The sequence below is a fragment of the Streptomyces sp. NPDC087845 genome, assembly GCF_044742755.1.
Classification (GTDB): Bacteria; Actinomycetota; Actinomycetes; order Streptomycetales; family Streptomycetaceae; genus Streptomyces.
Window position 1 is genome coordinate 318,199 of record NZ_JBIUVC010000001.1, and the last position, 23,669, is coordinate 341,867.

Consider the following 23,669-nt stretch of genomic DNA (forward strand, 5'->3'; position numbering starts at 1 on the left):
TCGCGGCGGCGACGGGTCACGCGGTCACGGCTTGGGCAGGACGCAGCCGGGCCGGCCGAGGTCGAACTTGTTGCCGGTGCCGATGCACGGCACGATGCCGTAGGTCTCCTGGGCGTAGTTGATGCCCTGGCGCACCGTCACATTGCCGCTCTCGTCGACCTCGCACGGGTTGTTGTCCGTGCACTGCTGGCCGTCCTCGTTGCCGGTGTTGTTGACGGCGACGACCTTGCCGGTGGCGTTGTCGATCACCGGGGAGCCGGACGTTCCGCCGATGGTCTGGCAGGCGGAGGTGTAGCGGACCGAGTCCTTCCAGGTCCACTCGCCCTCCTTGAGGCGGTAGACGAAACCGTCCACATTGCAGGCGTACGTGCGCTTCCAGTAGCCGGAGACGACCGTGATCGCGCTGCCCTGGACGGGGTGCGCGGTGTTGAGCTCCAGCGCCTTGATGCCGTAGGTGCTCTCGATCTGCGCGTAGGTGCGGGTGAGTTGGTACACCGATATGTCGGTGTCGGTCATCGTCCCGTACGCGATCTTGCTCGCCCGAAGGGTGCCGACACCGCTGCCTGCGGCGTTCAGCAGGGTGAAGCTACGGGTGGACGGCTGGTCGAACACCACCTCGCCCGGCCCCGGGAACCCCGACTCCATGCAGTGCCCGTTGGAGAGTACGAGCGCGGGGTCGGACGGCTGGGAGTCGGGCGTGCGGACGACGGAGCCGGAACAGTTGCTGAGCGCGACGGTCCCGGCGAAGTTGACCGCCTTGGGCTTGATCTGCGCCTTGACCGTACCGGCCGTCGCCGCGTCGTGGCCGGCGGCCGCGGTCGCGGGTGCGATTCCCGCCCCGAGGAGCAGAACGGTGAAAAGCGCGCCGACGAGAGGCTTCTTCATGTGGGGGTCCCCTCTAGTGACCTGTGCAGGGTCCGAGTGGCCCCTGCGACCGAAGTTCCTTCGGTTTTGACATGCGCATGTTGGCGCACGAGAGGGGCCCCCACAAGGGGCGGTTTCAAGCCACCCCGTATCGGGCGGCCCGGCACCGGCCCTCCGGTACCGGGCCGCCGGGGCTCAGGACATGGCCCGCTCCACCGGGATCCACAGTTCCGCTTCGGCCTCCCCCGCGTCCGGCGACAGCCGGGTGCGCAGGATCTCGGGTCCGGGCCTGCTCCGGTAGGAGTTGGACGGGAACCACTGCGTGAACACGTCCCGCCACAGGAACTGGAGAGCCTGCGGGAAGGGCCCGGAGTTCTCGAACACGGCCCAGGTGCCCGCCGGGACCACCAGTGCGTCCAGGTCCCCGGGCACGGCCGCGCCGGTCACCACGGCGTGGTAGTAGTCGAGTTCCGTCCCCTCCGCCCGGCCCTCGGCGAGGTTGTCGCTGACCGAGACGATCCCTTCCGGTTCCTGGTCGGACAGTTCGGCGATGCGCCGCACCGTCTCCTGATCGATGCCCCGGATGAAATCGGCGATGGCCGGGTTCACCCCCTCGTGCACGAGGGGAACCCTCGCCTTCTTCCCGACCACACGGAACTCCTCCTTCGCCACGATCCGGTAGCGCATGCTGCTGCTCCCTTCGACCACCAGGCGGAAGGACATCCGGGGCTGCGAGCGCAGAGCCGCACCGGTCCGCCGGGCCTCGCCGGGGCCGATGCCGTGCATGGCCCGGAACGCCCGCGCGAACGCCTCCCCCGAGGCGTAGCCGTAACGCACCGCGACGTCCAGCAGCGTCCGCTCCCCGGCCAGCACCTCGGCGCCCGCGAGCGTCAGCCGCCTGCGCCGGATGTACTCCGACAGCGGCATCCCGGCCAACGCCGAGAACATGCGCCGGAAGTGGTACTCCGACGTCATCGCGATCCGCGCCAGGTCGGCCGCCTCGATCCGCTCATCGAGGCGGCCCTCGATGTGCTCCACGGCCCGGTTCAGCTGCTCCAGCACCCCGGTCTCCTTCCCTTGCAGGCATCACGTGAGGAAGCACGCACCCTGCCGGACCCGACACTCTGCGCCCGGATCGGTCGGGCCGGGTGCGGCGGGGCGCCGAAGCGGGCCAGGCAGTGCCAGACCATCATGAGCGACTGCGGCTCGTACCGGCCGGTGCGGGCGGCGTCCCCGATGATGCGGGGGTCGAGCATCCCGTCCTGTGCGATCTCGGCGCCGAGGCCGACGGACTCCGCTCCCCGGTAGTCGGGGTGGCGCCGCAACCGCTCGACGGTCAGCCGGAATCCGGCGTGCCACTCCGTGCGGCAGGGGAGCCGGCGGGCCGCCTCCTCGACCGGAGTCGACCGGTGGCTGGGGTCCAGCACCAGGGCTTCGACATGAAGGCCGAGGGCGACCGGGCCGTGGATCTGCGCCTCGACGTAGTCGTTGAGCGCGTCCCGGTCGTCGGGGCACCGGGAGCACGACGGGCATGGTCGGCTGCTGGTCCGACGACCCACCCGGTTGCGTACGGTCGGCGCATGACATCCGACCGCGAAGCCGATCACAGCCGACGCACCACCGTCTCCCCCGGTCTCGACCTCGACGCCTATCTCGCCCGCATCGGCTGGACGGGGAAGCGCCGGCCGACCGCGGAGGTCCTGCGCTCCGTGCACCGCGCCCACGCGGTGGGCATCCCGTTCGAGAACCTGGACCCCGTCCTGGGCACCGCCCCCTCGCTCGCCCTGGCGGACCTGGAGGCGAAGCTCGTACGGGGCGGGCGCGGCGGGTACTGCTACGAGCAGAACACCCTGCTCGCCGCCGCGCTGAGAGCCCTCGGGTTCCGTGTCACGCTGCTCTGCGCGCGGGTCGTGCTGGGGGCCGGGCCCGGGGACGTACGGCCGCGCACCCACATGCTGATGCTGGCCGAGGTGCCGGGCGAGCCGACCCCGTATCTGGCCGATGTCGGCTTCGGTGCCACCGGCTCGCTGCTGGAGCCGATCCCGCTGGTCGCGGACGCGGAGCTGCACGACGCCCCGCGCCGCCACCGCCTCGTGAACACTCCGCACGACGGGCCGCTGGCGCGGTGGGAGCTCCAGTCGCACACCGCCGAAGAGGGGTGGGAGGCCCAGTACGCCTTCACGCTGGAACCCTTCGAGGCGCCGGACTTCGAGGTCATCAACTGGCACATCGCGACCAACCCGCGCTCCCCGTTCCAGCACCGGGTGTACGTCCAGCGCACCACACCGGACGCCCACCTGTCGCTGACCGGCCGCACGCTCACGGTCACGGCGAACGACGGCACCCACACGGAACGGGAGCTGGCGGACGGCGCCGAGGTGCTCCGGGTGCTGGCGGCCGACTTCGGCATCCGCCTTCCCCGGGACACCCGGCTGCCGGAGTGACGGCGGGGCGAGCGCCGCCACGCGTCCGTCACGCTCCGCGCATCCGCGCTGACGTGGCGCATCTCACCCGTCCGTGTCCGTCACGTCCCCGTTCCGGCCCATTCCAAGCCCCGCCCCCGTCCCCGCCCGGCGTTCCCACGGCCTGGGGGTGGTGGGCGCATGGGGATGGAAGCCGGGGCGGGGCGCCGGGGGTACCCGGGTGGGGCAACCGGAGGACAAAGGCCGGGCGGCTCGTGAAACGCGGTCGTAAGCTCCCAGACATGCAGGTCATCCAGTCCACGAAGCTCGCCAATGTCTGTTACGAAATCCGGGGCCCCGTGCTCGAAGAGGCGATGCGGCTGGAAGCGGCCGGCCATCGCATCCTCAAGCTGAACACCGGCAACCCTGCCGCGTTCGGGTTCGAGTGCCCGCCCGAGATCCTCGAAGACATACTGCGCAACCTCGCCGGGGCGCACGGCTACGGCGACGCGAAGGGGCTGCTGTCCGCGCGGCGGGCGGTGATGCAGCACTACCAGACCAAGGGGATCGATCTCGACGTCGAGGACATCTACCTGGGCAACGGCGTCTCCGAGCTGATCCAGATGTCGATGCAGGCGCTGCTCGACGACGGCGACGAGGTCCTGGTACCGGCTCCGGACTATCCGCTGTGGACCGCCTCGGTCTCGCTGGCCGGCGGTACGGCCGTGCACTACCGGTGCGACGAGCAGGCCGACTGGATGCCCGACCTCGCCGACATCGAGCGGAGGATCACCGACCGCACCAAGGCGATCGTGATCATCAACCCGAACAACCCGACGGGTGCGGTCTACGACGACGAGATGCTGCGCGGGCTGACGGAGATCGCCCGGCGCCACCGTCTGGTCGTCTGCTCCGACGAGATCTACGACCGGATCCTGTACGACGGAGCGACCCACACCCCGACCGCGACGATCGCGCCCGATCTGATGGTGCTCACGTTCAACGGGCTCTCCAAGAACTACCGGGTGGCGGGATACCGCTCGGGGTGGCTGGCGGTCTGCGGGCCGAAGGCCCACGCGTCCTCGTACATCGAGGGGCTGACGATCCTCGCCAACATGCGGCTCTGCGCCAACATGCCGTCGCAGCACGCCGTGGCCACCGCGCTCGGCGGGCGGCAGTCGATCACCGACCTGGTGCTGCCGGGCGGGCGGATCCTGGAGCAGCGGGACGTCGCGTACGACCTGCTCACGCAGATTCCGGGAGTGACCTGCGTGAAGCCGAAGGGGGCGCTGTACCTCTTCCCGCGTCTCGACCCCAAGGTCTACAAGATCAAGGACGACCGGCAGATGGTCCTCGATCTGCTGCGGGCCGAGAAGATCATGGTCGTGCACGGTACGGGGTTCAACTGGCCGGAGCCCGATCACTTCCGCGTCGTGACGCTGCCCTCCGTGGAGGATCTGACGGACGCGGTGACCCGGATCGCGCACTTCCTGGACGGGTACGGCCAGCCGTAGCGGGGCGGCCGGCCGGCCCCCTTGAATCGATCGGGGCCGGCTGGCCCCCTTGAATCGATCGCGGAGAATCGATTGCGGACAACTTTAGACTAAATCCAATGTAGGATGGTTCCACAGCACCACCAGGAGGCCATCCATGTACGAACCGATCCGCACCAAATCGGTCCACACACCGGCCGACCACGCCGACGACTTCCCGCACCGCTCCCGTGAGGAAGAGCTGGACATCCAGCTCGCCGGGCACCTGGCCGCACTCCTCGCGGTCACCGACGAGCTGGACCTCGGCGCGGCGGGCGACCGCATCGCCGAGCAGGTGGCCAGGCTGCGCGGCGCGCCGCCCGCCCGGCACGCCGGCCGGACCGACGCACCCGCACTCGCGCTCCACCGCCGCGCCCACGCCCTCGCGGGCCGCGCACTGGTGGTGGCCGCGTCCCGCGCCGACACCGCCGTCGCGATTCTCGCGGCCGAGCGCATGGACGCCCACACGGCGGCGATCGCCGCCCCCGCCGCCGCCCCGTCACGACTGGTCGGCGCCCTCTGACGGCCCCGGTCCACGGGCCGTCGAGGCGCGTGGACCGGGTGCCACCCATCCGGACCCGGACCCTGACTCGGACCCCGGGACGGGACGCCGCGGCCGCCCGCGGCCACCGGCTCCCGTTCCGCTCCCGTTGCGTACTGGGATACGCACTTCACCTCCCGTCCACCCAACTCCGCCTGGAATGTGGGTTTCCGCGAGCAGGCTTCGCGTGTGAGACGCATCGTGGGAATCGTCCTGGCGGTGCTGCTGATCGGCGGAGTGGCAGTGGCCGTCGCAGCAGGCCGCGACAGCAGGGACACGAGCACGGCAACGAAGACCGTGCGTGGAGTGATCGGTTCGGAGAAGGCCGAGTTCTTCGCCGATCCCGATGTGGTGAAGGCCCTTGCCGCCAAGGGGTTCACCGTCAAGGCGGAGACATCCGGGTCCTGGGCCATGGACCAACTCCCGCTCAAGGATTACGACTTCGCCTTCCCCGGCTCGAAGGCCCCGGCCGACGAGCTCCGACGCAGGTCCTCCGTCAAGGGCGGGCCGCTCAGGCCGTTCTACTCGCCTCTCGTCGTCGTCGCGCACCGCGGCGCCGCTCAGGTGCTGGCGGACAACGGACTCGCGGCACTGAGCGGAAAGTCCAGCGGCAAGCTGCTCATGGGCCCGTACCTGAAGGCCGCACAGGCCGACCGGACCTGGCAGCAGCTCAAAGGGGCGGCGAAACATGCCGAGTTGACCGGGACGCTCTTCATCACCAGCACCGACCCCGTCTCGTCCAACTCCGGCGCGCTCTACCTCGCCGCCGCCTCCTACGTCGCCGACGGTGGCCGGGTCGCCGCGGACGAGGCCGCGATCAGCCGTACCGCACCGCTGCTGAAGAAGCTCATCCAGGTGCAGGGCGCGCAGCAGACCAGCAGTGACGCCCCGTTCCGGGACTTCATCAGCGGCGTCGGCAATCCGCTGGTCCTGGTGTACGAGTCGCAGGTCGCCTCGCTGCTGACGCAGAAGCAGGAGGCCGGGGACCTGGTTGTGCTGTACCCCGACACCACCGTCTCCAGCGACCACACCCTCGTACCGCTGACCGAAACCGGCCGTCAGTTGGGCGAGCTGCTCTCCACCGACCCGGAGCTGCGCAGGCTCGTCGTACGGCACGGGTTCCGGCCCCAGGGCGCCGCGGCCGAGTTCACCGCGGCCACCGCGGGCCACACCGACTACATCGACCAACAGCTGACCGGGGTCCGTCAGGCGCCCGTGCCCACCGCCACGGTGCTGCGCGCGATGGCCCGGCGGACCCGCGGCTGATGATCCACGCCTCCCGGGAGACCTCACCCATGACCCACGTGCCGCAACCGCCCGCCCTCACCCCGCCCGACGGACCCGCCCCGCCGCTCGTCCTCACCCCGCCGGAGCCGGTCGCCCCGGTCCGCGCCGAGCAGGCCGCCGGTCTCGTACCGGTCGACGACGCGGTGCGGACGGAGATGACGCGTCGCGCCGACGAGTACGTCGGCGGCCTCGCCGGGCTCGACGCCCGGTCGCCCGAGTTCGCCACCCGGATCGGGGAGATCACCGCGCTCGGGCAGGCCGACATCCGCGGTGCCGCCCAGCAGTCCAACCGGATGCTGGACCGCACCGTCCGCTCACTGGCCGGGGACGGTTCCGGAAACGGGAGCGGGGACGCGCAGACCCGGGTCGGCGCCTCCCTCGTCGAGCTGCGCCGCACCGTCGAGGACCTCGACCCGCGCGACACCCCGGGCCGCGGCGCCCGCCGGCTCCTGGCCAGGCTCCCGGGCGGCAACAAGCTCCGCGACCACGTCGCCAAGTACGCGTCCGCCCAGTCCACCCTGAACAGGATCGTGGGCTCACTGCGCGGCGGGCAGGACGAGCTGCGCCGCGACAACGCCGCCCTGCACACCGAGCGCACCCGGCTCTGGGAGACCATGGGCAAGCTCCAGGAGTACGTGGTCCTCACCGAGGCCCTGGACGGCGCCGTCGAGCAGCGCATCGCGCAGACCGCGGCCACCGACCCGGTGCAGGCGGACGCGCTGCGGGCCGATGTGCTCTTCCCCGTGCGGCAGAAGCACCAGGATCTGCTGACCCAGCTCGCGGTCTGCGCGCAGGGATACCTCGCGATGGATGTCGTACGCCGCAACAACGACGAGCTCATCAGGGGCGTCGACCGGGCCGCGACCACCACCGTGTCCGCCCTGCGGATCGCCGTGATGCTGGCGTCGGCGCTGGAGAGCCAGCGCAAGGTGACCGAACAGGTGCAGGTGCTGCGCTCCACGACCGAGGACCTGATCCGCGGCAACGCGGAGATGCTCGCCGGCCAGAGCGGCGAGATCCAGCGCATCGCCGCCGATCCGGCGGTCGGCGCGGAGACACTGCGCACGGCGTTCCAGCAGATCTACCGGACGCTCGACGCCATCGACACGTACAAGGTGCAGGCCACCGAGTCGATGGCGGCGACCGTGGAGTCGTTGACCTCGGAACTCCAGCAGGCCAGTGCCCACTTGGAGCGCAGCCGGTCCGCCGGTGCCCTTGAGGGCGGCGGTCTCGGGTGACGGTCCGCCCCCGGCGCCGGCCGGGACGGCTGCGGCGCCGGGCCGCCCGGTCGCTCGCCTCGCTGCTGGCCGTCGCCGCACTCGTCCCCCTCGCCGCCTGCTCCGCGTCGGGCAGCGGATCGTCCGGCGGGCCGGAGAAGGACGACGGCGCCCCGCGGGCCGGCACGCTGCGGGTCCTGGCCTCCAGTGAACTCGCGGACATGGAGCCGCTGTTGGAGCAGGCACGCAAGGCGACGGGAATCACCGTGCGGCCCACCTGGACCGGCACGCTCGACGCCGTCGAGCTGCTCGGGTCCGGGAAGGCGGACGGGGCGTACGACGCGGTGTGGCTGTCGTCCAACGACTATCTGCGGCTGCGCCCGGACGCGGCGGGGCGCATCACGTCGGAGACTGGGCTGATGACGTCGCCCGTCGCCCTCGGCGTCCGCCCGGCGACCGTGGAGCGGCTGGGCTGGCAGCCCTCGGACGTCACCTGGTCGCAGGTGCACCGGGCGGTCGCCGAGGGCCGGCTGACGTACGGAATGACCGATCCGGCCCGTTCCAACTCCGGTTTCTCCGCGCTGGTTTCGGTCGCCTCCGGGCTGTCGGGCGCGCAGTCCGCCCTGACCGACGCCGATGTCCGCAGGGCGAGCGGAAAGCTTGAGGAGTTCTTCGCGGGACAGCGTTTGACCTCCGGTTCCTCGGGCTGGCTGGCCACCGCGTACACCCGGCGCGGCACGGTCGACGCGCTGATCAACTACGAGTCCGTGCTGCTCTCGCTCAACCGCGACAGTCACACCGGGCTGACCGTGATCCGCCCCCGCGACGGCGTGGTGACGGCCGACTACCCGCTCAGCACCCTCTCCGCCGCCGCACCGGAGGCGAAGGACTCGGTGCGCGCGCTGACGGCCTATCTCCGCACCCCGGCCGTCCAGCGGCGGCTGACCCGGGAGACCTTCCGCCGCCCGGTCGTGCCGTCGGTGCGGCCCGCGCCGCCGCTCGCCGCCGAGGCGCGTCGCGAACTGCCGTTCCCGGGTTCGCGGTCGGTCGCCGACGGCCTGCTCCACTCGTACGAGAACAAGCTCCGGCGGCCCTCGCGCACCGTGTACGTCCTGGACACGTCCGGTTCGATGGCGGGGGAGCGGCTGCGGAGGCTGAAGGCGGCGCTGGCCGGGCTGACCGGGGACTTCCGGGAGCGGGAGGAGGTCACGCTGCTGCCGTTCGGCTCGTCGGTGAAGCAGGTCCGCACGCATACGGTCGACCCCGCCGATCCGCAGGCCGGCCTGGCGGCGATCAGGGCGGACACCGCGGCGCTGACGGCGAGCGGCGAGACGGCGGTCTATTCGAGTCTGGAGTCGGCCTACGAGCACCTCGGCGACGGCACCGAGTCAGCGTTCACCTCGATCGTGCTGATGACGGACGGGGAGAACACGACGGGCGACACGGCCGACGAGTTCGCCTCCTTCTACCGGTCTCTCCCTGCCGCGCGGCGGGTCACCCCGGTCTTCCCGGTCGTCTTCGGCGACTCGGACCGCGGCGAACTGGACCGGATCGCCGCGCTGACCGGCGGCCGGCTCTTCGACGCGACGAAGGACCGGGGGCCGGGCTCCCTGGACGGGGCGTTCGAGGAGATCCGTGGATACCAGTAGACCGCCGGGCGGATCGCGCGGCAGGCCCGCGCACAGGGTCCTGGCCTATGTCGAGTCGCGGAAGAACCTCGCCGGGAGCGCCTGCGGGATCGCCGGTCTGGTCCTCACCTTCACGGGGCTGGCCGGGGCGTACTGGCCGGTGGTGGTCGTCGGGCTGTACGGCGCGGGCGCGCTGATCGCACCCCCCGAGCGGCCGGCCGCCCCGGACTTCCCGGACCCGTCGTCGCAACTGGAGGCGCTGCGGGCCGACTTCCAGACCCTGCGGGCGTATCTGGACGAGGTGGAGCTGCCGCCCGCCGCGTCCGGCCGGCTCACCGAGCTGACGGAACTGCTGGACGGGCTGCTCGCCCCGGGCTGGGTGTCGAAGGCGCTGGCCACCGACCCGGAGGGCATCCACGCCCTGTCGCGCGCCGTCCACCAGGACATCCCGGAGTCGGTCGACACCTTCGTCCGCACCCGCTGGTGGACGCGGATCGCGCCGGGTACGGAACCGCCCGAGCGCCATCTGGAACGGCAGTTGGAGCTGCTGCACCGGGAGGCGGAGGAACTGGCGGCGGGACTGCGGGAGGCGGAGGCGCGACGGCAGCAGACCCATACGCGATACCTGGAGGACCGGGGCCGGAACGGGTAGCGGGGCGGCGGTCGGGGCGAGGACCCGGACCGCCGCTCCGGGACGAGGACCGCCGTTCACGGAGGCGGTGCGTTCACGGAGACGGTACGGAGCTTGCCGGTCGCGGACCCGTGCCGACGCCGGCGTGCCGGTGCCCCGGGTCCCATGAAGGGGCGGCAAAGGGGCGACCCCCGGAACCGTGAGGGGATTCCGGGGGTCGTACCGCGGCGCGGGCCGATGACCCCACAGGTCAGGGCGGATGTCCAGAGACCCGGCCGCGGGGTGTGCGGGGCGCACCCGCGCGGGGTGCGCCCGGGGGCGTCAGCCCAGGCGCTGGACCAGCGCGCGGTACTCGTCCCACAGTTCCTTCGGCGCGTGGTCACCGAAGGTGTCGAGGTGCTCGGGGATCAGCGCGGCCTCCTCGCGCCAGACCTCCTTGTCGACCGTGAGCAGGAAGTCCAGGTCGGACTCGGAGAGGTCCAGGCCCTTGGTGTCCAGGGCACCCTTGGCGGGCAGCACGCCGATCGGCGTCTCGACGCCCTCGGCCCGGCCCGCCAGGCGCTCGACGATCCACTTCAGGACGCGGCTGTTCTCGCCGAAGCCGGGCCACACGAACTTGCCCGCGTCGTTCTTGCGGAACCAGTTCACGTAGTAGATCTTCGGGAGCTTCGACTGGTCCGGCTTGTCCGCGCCGACCTTGAGCCAGTGGGCCATGTAGTCGCCCATGTTGTAGCCGCAGAACGGCAGCATGGCGAACGGGTCGCGGCGCAGCTCGCCGACCTTGCCCTCGGCGGCGGCGGTCTTCTCGGAGGCCACGTTGGCCCCGAGGAAGACTCCGTGCTGCCAGTCGAAGGACTCGGTGACCAGCGGTACGGCCGAGGCGCGGCGGCCGCCGAAGAGGATGGCCGAGATCGGCACGCCCTTCGGGTCCTCCCACTCGGGCGCGATGATCGGGCACTGGCCGGCCGGGACGGTGAAGCGGGCGTTGGGGTGGGCGGCCGGCGTCTCGGACGCGGGCGTCCAGTCGTTGCCCTTCCAGTCGGTGAGGTGGGCCGGAGCGGTCTCCGTCATGCCCTCCCACCAGACGTCGCCGTCGTCGGTGAGCGCGACGTTGGTGAAGACGGAGTTGCCCCACATGGTCTTCATGGCGTTGGCGTTGGTGTGCTCACCGGTGCCGGGCGCGACGCCGAAGAAACCGGCCTCGGGGTTGATCGCGTAGAGGCGGCCGTCCTCACCGAACCGCATCCAGGCGATGTCGTCGCCGATCGTCTCGACGGTCCAGCCGGGGATCGTGGGCTCCAGCATGGCGAGGTTGGTCTTGCCGCAGGCGCTCGGGAACGCGGCGGCGATGTACGTCGGCGAGGCGGCCTCGCCCTGCGGCGGCGTGAGCTTGAGGATCAGCATGTGCTCGGCGAGCCAGCCCTCGTCACGGGCCATGACGGAGGCGATGCGCAGGGCGTAGCACTTCTTGCCGAGCAGGGCGTTGCCGCCGTAGCCGGAGCCGTACGACCAGATCTCGCGGTCCTCGGGGAAGTGCGAGATGTACTTGGTGGAGTTGCACGGCCACGGAACGTCCTCCTGGCCCTCTTCCAGGGGAGCGCCCAGCGTGTGGACGGCCTTGACGAAGAAGCCGTCGGTGCCGAGCTCGTCGAGCACGGCCTGTCCCATGCGCGTCATGGTGCGCATCGAGACGGCGACGTACGCGGAGTCGGTGATCTCGACGCCGATGGCGGAGAGCGGGGAGCCGACAGGGCCCATGCAGAAGGGCACGACGTACATCGTGCGACCGCGCATGGCGCCTCGGAAGACACCCTGGTCCCCGGTGAAGATCTCCCGCATCTCGGCGGGGGCCTTCCAGTGGTTCGTCGGACCCGCGTCCTCCTCCTTCTCGGAGCAGATGAACGTACGGTCCTCGACGCGGGCGACATCGCTCGGGTCGGACGCGGCGTAGTACGAGTTCGGGCGCTTGGTCTCATCCAGCTTCGTGAACGTGCCCTTGGCCACGAGCTCCCCGCACAGGCGCTCGTACTCGGCCTCGGAGCCGTCGCACCAGACCACCCGGTCCGGCTCGGTGAGGGCTGCGATCTCGTTCACCCAGGAGATGAGTTCCCGGTGGTTGGTGGGGGCAGTGAGGGGAGCCGCGATGTCGCGCGCCACGATCGCTCCTTGTTGAGGGTGTCTGTTTGGTTGGCCCCGTGGGGGCTGCGACCCGGATGCTTCGAATCTCGCTGGCGCTCATCCGGTGCCGACCGCACTCATTTGATCATCCGACCGATGCGCCCATATGTCCAGAGGGCCGCACACGTGAGCATTGCCACTCCTGTCCGCTACCTACGGTGGCGTAGGTACGATGCGGGAATGACTGCTGCCGCCGCGCCCGAGCCGACCGGGCTGGAACCAGCCGAGTTCGACACCGCCCCGGTGAAACCACGCCTGCGGGGCTGGCTGCACGCCGGAATGTTCCCCGCCGTGATCGTCGCGGGGGTCGTGCTGATCGCACTGACGGACAGCAGCCGCGGCCGGATCGCCTGCGGCGTCTACGTGCTGTCCGCGTGCCTGCTGTTCGGTGTGAGCGCCCTGTACCACCGCGGCACCTGGGGCCCGCGCGGCGAGGCGGTGCTCCGCCGGCTCGACCACGCCAATATCTTTCTCATCATCGCGGGCACCTACACCCCGCTGACCCTGCTCCTGCTCCCCGAGTCGACCGGGAAGCCGCTCCTGTGGGCGGTCTGGGCGGCGGCGGCCGCGGGCATCGCCTTCCGGGTCTTCTGGGTCGGCGCCCCGCGCTGGCTCTACACGCCGTGCTACATAGCGATGGGCTGGGCCGCGGTCTTCTTCCTGCCGGACTTCATGCGGACCGGCGGGATCGCGGTACTGGTGCTGGTCGTCGTCGGCGGGCTGCTCTACAGCGCCGGCGGCGTCATCTACGGCATCAAGCGGCCCAATCCGTCACCGCGGTGGTTCGGCTTCCACGAGGTCTTCCACTCGCTGACCCTGGCGGCCTTCGTCGTGCACTACGTCGGCATCTCGCTGGTGGCCTACAACCACAGCTGAACGCCCTCGCGGGAGGGTACGGGCATGGTCCCGGCGCCCGCCGATGGCCGACAATGCCGACCATGGCCGCCACCTCCCGTACCCCTTCCGTTTCCGCGCCCGCGGCGCAGCCCCGGCCGGGGCTGCGCGAGCGGAAGAAGCTCAGGACCAGGAGCGCGATCCGCCGGGCGACGTACCGGCTGATCTCCGAGCAGGGGTACGACGCGACGACGATCGAGCAGATCGCGGAGGCGGCCGAGGTGTCGCCGAGCACGGTGTTCCGGTACTTCGCGGCCAAGGAGGACATCGTCCTCACCGACACGTACGACCCGGCCCTGGAGGCCCGGCTGCGCAGCCGGCCGGCCGGTGAACCGCCGCTGGAGTCGCTGCGGCTCGTCATGGCCGAAGCGCTGACGGCGTTCCTCGCGGGCGAGGAGGACGAGCTGCGGCAGCGCACCCGGCTGATGGTGGAGGTCCCCGCCGTCCGGGCGCGGATGACGGAGACCCTGTCCGACACGGCGCGGGCGCTGGCCCGTGCGCTCGCCGACCGCGGCGGCCGGGACCCGGACGACCTGGAGGTCCGGGTGTTCGTCGCGGCCGTGCTGGCGGCGCTGCGCGAGGCCACGCTGTACTGGGCCGAGCACGGGCAGGCGGGCGACCTGGTCGCGGTGATCAACCGGGCGCTGGACACGCTCGAAGGCGGCCCGGCGCTGTAACCGGGACTCCGCGCCCCCGGGGCCATCGCTCCCCGGTCACCACTCCCCCGTCACGGCCGCCGTCGCTCCCCCGCCGGGGGTCCCCGTCACCGCTCCTGTAGCTCCCCCGTCACCGGCGCCCCGTCACCGCTCCTGCCGCTCCCCCGTCAGCGGTCCCCGGACGGGTCCGCTCCGATGCTCCGCGCCAGCTCCCGCGGGTCCGTCGTCGGAGCGTCGCACACGAAGTGCCTGCACACGTACGCCGTCGGCGCCCCGCCCACCATCGGCCGGTCCGCCAGCAGCGGGAACTCCGTCCCCGCCGTCTCCCCCGCCGCCACCACCGCGCCGGGTGCCCGCCCCAGCAGCGCCGTACGGTGCAGCTCGCCGCCGACGGGCCCGGCGACCGCGACCTCGCGCGGCCCGTCGAGGAGCGCCTCGGCGACCGCCAGCCCCCAGCCGATGAACCGGGGAACCCGCGGCCCGAGCGCCTTCACCACCCCCAACGCCCCCTCGGCGGCGGCGCGATGAGCCTCCGAGCCGGTGTGCGCGGCGTACGAGAGCAGCGCACCCGCCGCCGCCGTCCAGCCCGCCGGGGTCGCACTGTCGGTGGGGTCCTGCGGGCGGCGGATCAGCTGCTCGGCGTCGTCCGCCGTGTCGTACAGCTGTCCGCCCTCGCCGGTGAAGTGCTGGAGCACGATGTCGAGCAGGAAGCCGGCGAACTCCAGCCAGACTCCCTCGCCGGTGACCGCGGCCAGGGCGAGGAAGCCCTCGGCGACGTCGCCGTAGTCCTCCAGGACCCCGGCGTGCCCGCCGCCGCGCCCGTCCTTCGAGGTCCGGTCCAGCCGGGCGGCGTCGCCCATGTGGACCCGTACCAGCAGATCCGCCGCCTCCGTGGCGCGCTCGACGAGGTCGGGCCGGTCGAAGTACGCCCCCGTCTCGGCGAGCGCGGCGATCGCCAGGCCGTTCCAGGCGGCGACCACCTTGTCGTCCCGCCCCGGACGCGGGCGCAGCTCACGGGCGGCGAGCAGCTTCGCCCGTACGTCGGCGGCCCGGTCCGCGTCCGCCCCGGTGCCGGCCCGCGCGAGCCGCAGGACGGAGGCGCCCTCCTCGAACGTGCCCTCCTCCGTCACGTCGAAGTACGCGGCGGCGAAGGCCGCGTCCTGATCGCCGAGGACCTCCCGCAACTGCTCGGGCGTCCACACGTAGTACGCGCCCTCGACGTGCCGGCCCGCTCCGTCCTCGCTGTCGGCGTCGAGCGCGGAGGCGAAGCCGCCCTCCGCCGTCCGCAGCTCGCGCACCATGAAGTCCGCGGTCTCCAGGGCGACCCGGCGGGCCTCCTCCGAGCCCGTCGTCCGCCACAGGTGGGCGTAGACGCGGCAGAGCAGCGCGTTGTCGTAGAGCATCTTCTCGAAGTGCGGGATCAGGGGTCCGTCGGGCCGGCGCAGCACGTACCGGTGGAAGCCCCCGCCCACCTGGTCGAACAGGCTCGACTCCGCCATGGCCCGGCACAGCCCGTCGGCCATGTCCCGGGCCCCTTCGGACTCCGTCCGGGCCCAGTGCCGGAGCAGGAACTCGACGACCATGCTCGGGGGGAACCTGGTGTTGCCGGAGAACCAGCCGGAGGCGGGGTCGTACTCGCGGGTGAGCCCGAGCAGCGCCTGGGCCAGCTCCGCCTCGCGGGGCGGTCCGGCCTTCGCGTAGTCGAGCTGCCGGCCGGCCAGATCCCGCACGATCTTCTCCGCCACCTCGGCCACCTCGTCGGGCCGCCCGGTCCAGGCCGCCCTCACCCCCTCCAGCACCTGCATGAAGGACGGCGACCCGTGGCGCGGCTCGGGCGGGAAGTACGTGCCGAAATAGAACGGACGGCCGTCCGGGGTCATGAAGACCGACATCGGCCAGCCGCCCTGGCCGGTCGCCGCCTGGAGCGCCTCCATGTAGACGGCGTCGATGTCGGGCCGCTCCTCCCGGTCCACCTTCACGGACACGAAGTGCTCGTTCATGAAGGCCGCCGTCTCCTCGTCCTCGAAGCTCTCGTGGGCGAGCACGTGGCACCAGTGGCAGGAGCTGTACCCCACGCTCAGGAACACGGGCACGTCACGCCGGCGCGCCTCCTCGAAGGCGGCGGTCTCCCACGGCCACCAGTCAACGGGGTTGTCCGCGTGCTGAATGAGGTACGGAGACGTGGCGTGCGCGAGTCGGTTGGACATGCCCCAATCCTTGCGCACTCGGCGGGGCCGTGCCCATGCGCCACGGGACGGCACGCGAAAGGGCCCCGCTCACGGGCGTGCGGGGAGGGGACCACAGGACAGTAGGCTGAGCCCCAGCAGCTCCGGAACTGTGGAAGCTCCTCGAAGGAGGCACACCATGACCGCCGAGATGGTGGCGCCCGCGTGGATGCACACCCAGATCAGCGCGGAGCAGTACGACTCCTGGTCCGAAGAACAGTGCGCCGGGATCGAAATCGTGGACGGGATGGTCGTCGTGAGCCCGAGCGCCTCGAAGCGGCACAACCGGCTGGCCCGGATCCTGGCCAATGCCCTGGACGCCGCGGCAGGCCCGGACTGGAACGCCGACACCGACTTCGACGTACGCCTGCAGGACGTTCCGCTCACCAACCGCCGCCCGGACGTCACCGTCTACCGGGCAGAGAGCATCGACCTCACGCCCACCCGCCCAGAGCACGTGCTCCTGGTCGTCGAGGTCGTGTCACCTGGCTCGGAGACGACGGACCGGATCGTGAAGGTGGACCAGTACGCCAAGGCCGGCATCCCCTTCTACTGGCGGGTCGAACAGGCCGCCACTGGTGTCCCGATCGTCTACACCTACGTCCTCGACCCCGCCACCAAGGCCTACAGGGACGGCGAGATGTTCACCGGTGTGATCAAGACTGCGGCGCCCTTCTTGGTGACCGTTGACCTGGGATCCGTCTGACAAGCAGGCTGAGGGAGTGGTGGTGGGGCCCGGAAGGGGCAGCATCAGGAGTCTCTCTCCGCCTCGCTGCCTGAGCCCCGCAGGCGGCTCCCGTCGGCAGTGCCTTCCACCTGCCTGCTCATGTCACCCGCCATTGCTCCCAGGTCCCCCAGCGCCGCAGGAGCAAGTGGTGGGAGCAGAGGGATCGTGTGCGTCCACGCGTCGGATCTCAATAGCTTCAGCGCGATATGCCGAGCCGTCGCCTCGGCGGGGGGACGGCCATCGCCAGACACACGGGCGAGTGCCAGGCAGGTCCGGATCACCCGGTCGGCGGCGCGATTGTCCGTGGTCAAGGTCACCTGGGCGCCCGCCAGATGTGCCGCGGCGGTGCGGAGTGCCATCAACTGGGCGTCCGGGGCCCTTGCCGCATCAGCGTGGCGCCACACAGCAACGATGTCACCGTCCACCGCGGCCAGCAAGGCCAGTTCCGCTGCGGGCTCCTGCCCCGGCTGGAGGGAGCGCCACCATCTGTCGGTCGAGCTTACGACGATGAAGGTGTCGTCGTCGGGAAGGCAGCCGAGCCGTGCCAGCAGGGCAAGGACGGCCATCGACTGTGCCGGCCACGGCAAGGAGGGGGCGGCGACGTACAGCGCGGCGCGGTGGAGTGCGTCGCTCAGTCGCGGGACGGGGTGCCGGACGTCCGGGAAGGCGAGAAGCAGCGCCGCCAGCTCGGTGAGAGGGATGCGTGGGCTGCCGTGTCTCCCGACCTCGATCCGCTGTGCCAGGGCCTCCACCAGGGGCGCCGCGACGCGTGCCGCCCCCTCGGGACAGTGTCGTACGAGCCCGGCGGCGACGGCCGCCAGCGCCTGCCGTCTCTGCGGAGCGGTGTCTCCCGTTGCCATCGCCGAGGCCGCGGGCTCGTCTCCGGTATGGGCGAGCGCCTGGGCCACGACGTTCGCCAGATCGGGGGCCGCGCCATCGGACACCAGGCGTGCCGCCGCTTGGGCGTAGCAGGTGCCCAAGTCGTCGTGCCCGGCAAGGGAGCAGCCGAGGGAGAGGGCCGCCAGGTGCCGCGCACGGTCATGTGGGGCAGGCAAGCTCCGCGCGAACGCTTCGGCCTCGTCCTGCCGGCCTCCCGAGCCCATCGCCTGGCAAAGGTCTGCTGTCCAGTCTCCGGGGCGAGGTGAGCTGCTCGCGGGCGTCGAGGGCTGTGCGGCAGCACAGTTCCGCAGCGCTGTCTCAAGCAGTTCTCGGCTGCGCAGGAGGTTGCCGGCGCCCAACTGGTCTTCCGCCTCCAGCAAGAGAGGGAAGTGAGGATGATCGGGGTGAGGGCCGTCGCCGAGGGGAGGCAGGCCGGCCGACCGCCGGTGCGTGGGTTTGTGCCTGGTCGGGGGCGGTCTCCGTACACCTTCGGGCCCCGCCTGTGCCGCCTCTGTCATCTGCACTGCTCGTGCTGCTGCTGCCTTTCCCCGCTCTTTGCGCGTCGCCAGATAGGTGTCGCGCTTGTCCTTCGCGGTCTTGCGCTTGCCGTCCTCCTCCCTGCGCTTCGCCTTCCTCTGCTCGTCGGCAGCAGCCACCACCTCACTGTCCTCTCGCACCCTCTCCTCCTGGGTTGCCTCGAATACCCACTGCGCCCGTTCCAACAGGGCGTCCCCCAGCACCCCGCTGCGCAGCTCTTCCGGCAGGGCCTCCATAAGTCGTCTGATGCCGTCGAGGTCATCCCTCACGACGCCCGTGTCGGCCACCGCCTTGGTCAGGCGCGCCAGCGTTCCGGCCAGTTCGCGGCGAAGGTGGGCCTGATCGTCCTCGGACAGGGGAACGGAGTCCCTCAGCGTCTCGATCGCCTTGCGCATCCGGGCCAGGGCCTTCCGCGTCAGTTCCGGAGCCGAACGACGTCGCTGGGCGGGGAGATCGATGAGCGCCGACGCCGCGGTGGCCAGGACGTCGATCGCTCCCAGACCGTCCGCGTCGCCGAGTTCCTCGCAGATGGCCTCGATACGGTCACCGGCGTACGAGCCGAAGGACGGCGCGGTCCGTGCCAACGCACCCCAGAGATCTACCGCCGCCGTTCGGGCACGCATCCCACCCTCACTGAGCATCCACGCCCGGTCGTGCAACACCGCTGCAGCATCTCGGTCTTCCATCGAAGCCAGCATTCCTGCCGCCTCGATGAGCGTTTCTGTCCCGGCCGTCCGGTCCTGGAGAACCGCGCGCAGCAGCGGTCGGGCCGACTCGGGACCCTTCAGTGTCGCGAGCGTACGGGCCGCGCCAAGGAGCCGCGCGTGCGACTCGGGGTCTCGGAAGGTGCCAGGAAAGCCCTGGTGGGCACGGTCTCGAACCAGCCACTCGACTGCCTCCCGTACGACGGCGTCGGCGTCCAGGTCGGCCCGTCGCGCGTATGCCATTTCCACCGCCACGTCCGCCAGGTGCACGGCTTTGGCGACGGCCGTGGGCGCGGAGCGGGCCAGACCGCGTGCCCGCTCCACGTCCCCCAGCCTGACGAGGAGGGAGGCAGCCCCGGCAGGTACGTCGCGTATGTCCTGGCGCAGTAGAGACCGCGCGGCGCAGAGAGGTACGAGCGCCGCCAGAGCGTCGCCGTCGGGCGTGGCGTCCGACGAGCCGGTGATCTCCTTTTCGGAGGATTCCAGTTGAGCGAGTGCGGCATCCGGCCCGACCATGCGGGCGAGACGACGCAATCGGGGCATGTCGAGGACGTACGCGGCACGTTCGGCGGTGTCGGTCAACAGGCGAAGCTGATGCGCCACGGGGTATGGGGGCGTGTCGTCCGGCCAGCCGGCCGCGCGCCATCTCCGCGACCAGGCCAGTAGTACATGGGTGTACCGAAGGACCCCTGCCTCCCCCAAGTCCTCGCGCACCGCGCGGAGGAGTTGGGGATCGGCCAAGGCGTACGTCCGGAGTACCGGGTCTTCGGTCACGAGCGCGCGCCCCGCCGGTCCCTGCGCCAAACGGTCCAGGCGTTCTGCGGGGAGTCCGGTCAGGTCCGCCAAGTCCGCCGTACGCAGGCCGCCGCCCGCCACAGCCAGCAGGCCCGCGACCGGTTCGCCCAGCGCGGCGACATCCGGCGGTGGCTGTCGGATCAGCGGTACCCCTGGGATGGGTACGAGAGTCCGCAGGTGTCGGCTCTGGCGCAGTGGATGCCGTACTGGGGGAACGTCGTCGGGGAGAACGACGCAGCGCCGGAGGGAGACGATGACGCGCATGTTCGGCGGAGGCCGGGAGGGCAGGAGGGCGGCGATGCTTCCACGCGCGGGCCTCCGCCCGGTTCCGGCCGATCCCATGGCGTTGGTGGCATCGGCTCCGGCCCCCGGCGTCCCGCTCTCGGCTGCGAGGCCCGACCAGGCCACGTCGTCATCAAGTCCATCGACCACGAGCAGAAGCTTCCGTCCGTAGCGTGCGCTCTTCGCGGCGGCCTCGGCGAAGAGCGCCTTCCACCCCCGGGCGTTGCTCGGGACGGGGCTCTCGGTCCTGTCGAGGAAATCGTCGATCTGGTCGACGATCTCCGCCTCGAACTCGGCGCGTGTGTCCGTGCCGTGGGCCGCGGAGATGAAGAAGGTCACGATGTCGGCGTCGGCCGAGGACTGCCGACGGACGTAGTCGGCAAGCAGCGCGGTCTTGCCCACGGGAGCGTCGGCGTGCCAGCACAGATAAGACGGTGCGTCGGCGCGGGAGTCCCGGACGAACGCGTTCATCGCCGTACGCTCGTCCGTTCGTCCCTGAATCGCGACCGCCGAGGTGTCGGGGGCGGAACGGTGCAGCCGGATGAAGCGTAGGCCAGGATTCGCCTCTCGGCGGTTCGCGAGGATCTGCTGTTCCTGCGCGTTCCTTGCTTCGTCCCGAGCCGCATGCAGGGCGGATTCCCACTCGACGTGCGCGTACGTCGAGGAACCGGCGGCACGCTGCAGCTTCCCCACCAAGGCCCAGAAGTCGCGCTCTCGCGCCGACGAGGGGACCGTCTTACCCTCAACCCAGCCCCCCAGCGTCGAGGGAGCGACCCCCAACTTCGCAGCCACTTCTGCGATGTGCGCCCGCCCTTCGGCTCCCCACGCCCCCTTCAGCATGCGGCTCAGTTTGTCGCGCGCGCGTCTCGACGAAACCGCCACCCGCTCACTCCCGTTCCTGACTCATTACCCCGGAAAACTCGGCCGTCTTCGTACGCCCACAGCAGGTCCTACCTGCGGAAATCGTGGCGCGGCAGTAAGCGCAACTTCACGTCGCTCAGAGCCGCCGCGATTCTGGAGCCATCGCCACAGCCGCCGAACCAGGCTCCCGACATAAGGATGGACCGTGCCCCAGATTCCCCAACTGCTCCATTACACCGTGATCTTTAGCGGATGCGCCGGCCTTCTCTACACGGGCGTCCTGTTCGTCGTGGCCCTCGTCTCCGTCCTCGCCTCCGCACCGGAGCGACGCAAGGACGCGAGGACAACGCTTAGCATCCTCGTACGTCGGCGGTCGCGTTGAGACGACTCATCCGATGCCGTGCGAGCCGGCCGCGCCCTCGCTTCCAGCGAGCGATCCCTGCTCAAGCTGATCGGCTGCCGCCGGCAGCGGGAGGTGGCCCGTCGGGAGTTTGAAGGGCTCTGGTCGGGCCTTTCCCCGCGTGGACGGGGGTGTCCCTCTCCACGGCTTACCCAAAGCATGGCGAGAAAAGGAAACACGTCCTTGCTGCGACCATCGCCTGATAGTTTCCTGGCTGTTGCTCCAGACTGGATCAACAGCCAGGCAAAAGGTGGTGACATGAATTGCCCGAAGCTCGACCGCTGAATCCCGCCGGGCAGCACCCCAGTTGGGATCCTCGCTTCAAGCCCTGCATCCCCACCGTCACCATCGCTGGCGCGACCGCTCACCACTCCCTGTGCGGGCTCTTCGCCCAAGCCGATGACCTGGCCACCCTCGACTGCGCCTCACCGGGCGAGACCGTCGCCGTCATCGAGCACCTACTGGCGATCTGCTTCGCATCCAGCACCTGCCCGTCCTCCGACAAGGAATGGCGCGCCTGGATTCTTGACCAGAGAAGCCTCGCGCCGGCTGCCACATGGCTGGCGGATCAACCTGCAGACTCCTGGGACCTGTTCCACCCCACGCAGCCGCTGGCGCAGAACTCCGAACTAGCGGCGGACCTTCGCGAGAGCGGCACCGGAACAGCCCAGCTGGTCATCGAGCATGCCGGCGATTACAACCAGCATTTCGACCACCATCACCTCGAACTCGATAATCCGCTCCCGGCTGCGGACGCGTTTCGCGCCACTCTCACCCAGCACGTCTACGGCCCTTACGGGCGGGCACGTATGTCCGGAAGGCGGCTCGGCGCCAAGGTCACCAATCTCGCGGCGGGTCGTCTGACGGGACGGATCCGGGTCGTCGCCCTGGGACAGACACTCGGCGAGACCCTGCGCCTGAACCTCTATCCGCCCGACGGCCCCGGGAAGCCGCTCAACACCTCTTGGACCACGGCCGGCTTCGAGCGGCGCACCTTCAAGGAGAAGGCGAAGCCCCGGATGCCGCGAAGCTCTGCGGACCTGCACAGCTCCCTGGGGCGTTCCGTGCTGCTGCGTCCGGCGCACGGGCCGCACGGGCAGATCACGGTCGACCGGGTCCTGATCGGAGCCGGCGAGGTACTGGCTCTCGACCCGACACGTCACCTTCAGGACGCCGTATACGGCAAGACGACGAACGGCATGTCGAAGCCGCTGTGGCCCTCCCCCAGCAGGGCCCTCTGGCAACAGGCCCACGCCCTCTACAGCGCCGTCAAGGATGACCGGACCGGGTTGTACGCGCGGCTGCGGTCCATTCTCCCGTACAAGCGGACGACGCCGGGCGCCCCCTACCAGCTCTGGGCTGTCGGTCTCCTGGCCAACAAGACGCTTCCCGTCATCTGGACACACGGTGCCTACCCCTATGCCCCTGGCATGGCCGCGCACCTCTACCGGGCGTCCCGCAGGGGCTCGGACATCGCCGAACACATAGCGCGGACCCTGAAGCACGCGGCGATCGTGGCCGCAGAGACCGCGTTCCCGGCCGTGCGGGCCGCGGACGAGGCCGGACAGGTAGCACGGCTCGACGCCCGCTACGCCTTCTGGCCCGCGGCCGAGAACCCCTTCCACGAATTGCTGGACGAGGTGATCGACCGAGGGATTGAGGACGACGATCCGGTGTCCGCGCCATTGGTCGCCTATGCACTGGAGTTGATGAAGACGGCTCGCACCCACTTGCTCCAGCGCTTGGACGCCCTGCCGCCCAGCGACCGCAATCACCGCGCGCGGGCCCGGGGCGTACAGCTCTTCGAAGAGGCCATGTCCGGTGATCGGGCCCCTGCCGAACTCCGAGGGGAGACCGCACTTGACTGAGCAGAGTCCGCCGGCCGGGGTGGGGGCACAGCAGCCTGGGTTCCCGCACGACAGCACGGCACTCACCGCTTGGCTCACCGCCCTCGTCCGCAACCGCGAGTACGGAACTCTCGCCGAACTCCGCAGGGCCCGGGTCCGCACCAATGCGCATATCCGCGCGGGCTGGTTCGGGGGCGACGACCACCGCGACCTTTTCGAGCAGATGGCATTCCTGTTCGCGATCTACCATCAGGGGCGCCCCACACCCTCGTACGGCCACGGCAGCCTCGGCGCCGCGGCCCGCAGGATCGGGGACGGGACCGGGCGCGGGCCGGACAATCCGGGTGCCCAGCGGCTTCTGGACCGTGTCGTCGCCAGTCGGCGCATCCCCTGGCGCCACCTCCAGCACACGGTCACCCGGCTCCGGTCCTGCGAACAGCCCCCACCGTCCTGGACCGGCCTGACCGAGGACCTCATCCAATGGCATGACCGCAAAGCGCGCGTCGCCTATCAGTGGTCGGTCGAGTTCCACACTCCGCCGGGCGCGACCGGGACGCACCGGACGAACCGATGACGCCACCG

The 23,669-nt window shown here is 70.9% G+C and carries 17 protein-coding genes and 1 pseudogene; 12 read left to right on the forward strand and 6 right to left on the reverse strand.

Features of this window, described 5'->3' with window-relative positions; translation table 11 throughout:
* Positions 1-24: 24 nt before the first annotated feature.
* The 3 genes and pseudogenes from ACIOMQ_RS01420 to ACIOMQ_RS01430 all read right to left on the reverse strand — a co-directional run.
* Positions 25-885, reverse strand: coding sequence for a serine protease (locus ACIOMQ_RS01420; RefSeq protein WP_362206901.1), 861 nt, complete (start codon positions 883-885; stop codon positions 25-27).
* A gap of 174 nt (positions 886-1,059) precedes the next feature.
* Positions 1,060-1,926 (reverse strand): AraC family transcriptional regulator, encoded by an 867-nt coding sequence (locus ACIOMQ_RS01425; RefSeq protein ID WP_362206900.1) that lies wholly within the window; start codon positions 1,924-1,926, stop codon positions 1,060-1,062.
* Positions 1,911-2,372: pseudogene (locus ACIOMQ_RS01430) on the reverse strand (DUF3626 domain-containing protein); the annotation flags it as partial. The gene ACIOMQ_RS01425 and the pseudogene ACIOMQ_RS01430, both read right to left, overlap by 16 nt.
* Positions 2,373-2,444: 72 nt before the next feature.
* Here ACIOMQ_RS01430 and ACIOMQ_RS01435 point away from each other — a divergent pair.
* The 7 genes from ACIOMQ_RS01435 to ACIOMQ_RS01465 all read left to right on the forward strand — a co-directional run bounded on the left by ACIOMQ_RS01435 (position 2,445) and on the right by ACIOMQ_RS01465 (position 10,123).
* Positions 2,445-3,308 carry an arylamine N-acetyltransferase gene (locus tag ACIOMQ_RS01435; protein ID WP_401759083.1) on the forward strand — a complete coding sequence of 288 codons (864 nt, stop codon included), beginning with the start codon at positions 2,445-2,447 and terminating at the stop codon, positions 3,306-3,308.
* Positions 3,309-3,568: 260 nt separating this feature from the next.
* Complete coding sequence (locus tag ACIOMQ_RS01440; RefSeq protein WP_362206898.1) at positions 3,569-4,780, forward strand: pyridoxal phosphate-dependent aminotransferase; 1,212 nt, start codon at positions 3,569-3,571, stop codon at positions 4,778-4,780.
* A 136-nt stretch (positions 4,781-4,916) separates the two neighbouring features.
* On the forward strand, positions 4,917-5,321 hold the full coding sequence (locus tag ACIOMQ_RS01445) for a hypothetical protein (protein WP_401261461.1): 405 nt from the start codon (positions 4,917-4,919) through the stop codon (positions 5,319-5,321).
* Positions 5,322-5,501: 180 nt separating this feature from the next.
* Positions 5,502-6,605 (forward strand): hypothetical protein, encoded by a 1,104-nt coding sequence (locus ACIOMQ_RS01450; protein ID WP_401759085.1) that lies wholly within the window; start codon positions 5,502-5,504, stop codon positions 6,603-6,605.
* A 29-nt stretch (positions 6,606-6,634) separates the two neighbouring features.
* Positions 6,635-7,864: a toxic anion resistance protein gene (locus tag ACIOMQ_RS01455; protein WP_401985488.1), complete on the forward strand. Its 1,230-nt coding sequence runs from the start codon at positions 6,635-6,637 to the stop codon at positions 7,862-7,864.
* Positions 7,861-9,492 carry a substrate-binding domain-containing protein gene (locus ACIOMQ_RS01460; protein ID WP_401261466.1) on the forward strand — a complete coding sequence of 544 codons (1,632 nt, stop codon included), beginning with the start codon at positions 7,861-7,863 and terminating at the stop codon, positions 9,490-9,492. The genes ACIOMQ_RS01455 and ACIOMQ_RS01460 overlap by 4 nt, the downstream gene beginning before the upstream one ends.
* Positions 9,493-9,532: 40 nt before the next feature.
* Complete coding sequence (locus ACIOMQ_RS01465; protein ID WP_362206946.1) at positions 9,533-10,123, forward strand: hypothetical protein; 591 nt, start codon at positions 9,533-9,535, stop codon at positions 10,121-10,123.
* Between the two features lie 300 nt (positions 10,124-10,423).
* On the opposite strand, the gene ACIOMQ_RS01470 is transcribed toward ACIOMQ_RS01465, so the two are convergent.
* Positions 10,424-12,259: a phosphoenolpyruvate carboxykinase (GTP) gene (locus ACIOMQ_RS01470; RefSeq protein ID WP_362206893.1), complete on the reverse strand. Its 1,836-nt coding sequence runs from the start codon at positions 12,257-12,259 to the stop codon at positions 10,424-10,426.
* 201 nt (positions 12,260-12,460) lie between these two features.
* On the opposite strand from ACIOMQ_RS01470, the gene ACIOMQ_RS01475 reads away from it, so the two are divergent.
* Positions 12,461-13,156: a hemolysin III family protein gene (locus tag ACIOMQ_RS01475; RefSeq protein WP_362206892.1), complete on the forward strand. Its 696-nt coding sequence runs from the start codon at positions 12,461-12,463 to the stop codon at positions 13,154-13,156.
* Between the two features lie 62 nt (positions 13,157-13,218).
* Complete coding sequence (locus ACIOMQ_RS01480; protein WP_401759092.1) at positions 13,219-13,851, forward strand: TetR/AcrR family transcriptional regulator; 633 nt, start codon at positions 13,219-13,221, stop codon at positions 13,849-13,851.
* A 146-nt stretch (positions 13,852-13,997) separates the two neighbouring features.
* On the opposite strand, the gene ACIOMQ_RS01485 is transcribed toward ACIOMQ_RS01480, so the two are convergent.
* Positions 13,998-16,037, reverse strand: coding sequence for a thioredoxin domain-containing protein (locus ACIOMQ_RS01485; protein ID WP_402187537.1), 2,040 nt, complete (start codon positions 16,035-16,037; stop codon positions 13,998-14,000).
* Between the two features lie 157 nt (positions 16,038-16,194).
* Between ACIOMQ_RS01485 and ACIOMQ_RS01490 the strand changes: the two genes are divergently transcribed.
* On the forward strand, positions 16,195-16,761 hold the full coding sequence (locus ACIOMQ_RS01490; protein WP_401759096.1) for a Uma2 family endonuclease: 567 nt from the start codon (positions 16,195-16,197) through the stop codon (positions 16,759-16,761).
* Between the two features lie 44 nt (positions 16,762-16,805).
* On the opposite strand, the gene ACIOMQ_RS01495 is transcribed toward ACIOMQ_RS01490, so the two are convergent.
* Positions 16,806-20,450, reverse strand: coding sequence for a hypothetical protein (locus ACIOMQ_RS01495; RefSeq protein ID WP_401759098.1), 3,645 nt, complete (start codon positions 20,448-20,450; stop codon positions 16,806-16,808).
* A gap of 1,053 nt (positions 20,451-21,503) precedes the next feature.
* Between ACIOMQ_RS01495 and ACIOMQ_RS01500 the strand changes: the two genes are divergently transcribed.
* Both ACIOMQ_RS01500 and casB read left to right on the forward strand, forming a co-directional pair.
* Complete coding sequence (locus ACIOMQ_RS01500; protein WP_401759101.1) at positions 21,504-23,108, forward strand: type I-E CRISPR-associated protein Cse1/CasA; 1,605 nt, start codon at positions 21,504-21,506, stop codon at positions 23,106-23,108.
* On the forward strand, positions 23,101-23,661 hold the full coding sequence (casB, locus tag ACIOMQ_RS01505) for a type I-E CRISPR-associated protein Cse2/CasB (protein ID WP_401759104.1): 561 nt from the start codon (positions 23,101-23,103) through the stop codon (positions 23,659-23,661). The genes ACIOMQ_RS01500 and casB overlap by 8 nt, the downstream gene beginning before the upstream one ends.
* The last annotated feature ends 8 nt before the right edge of the window (positions 23,662-23,669 follow it).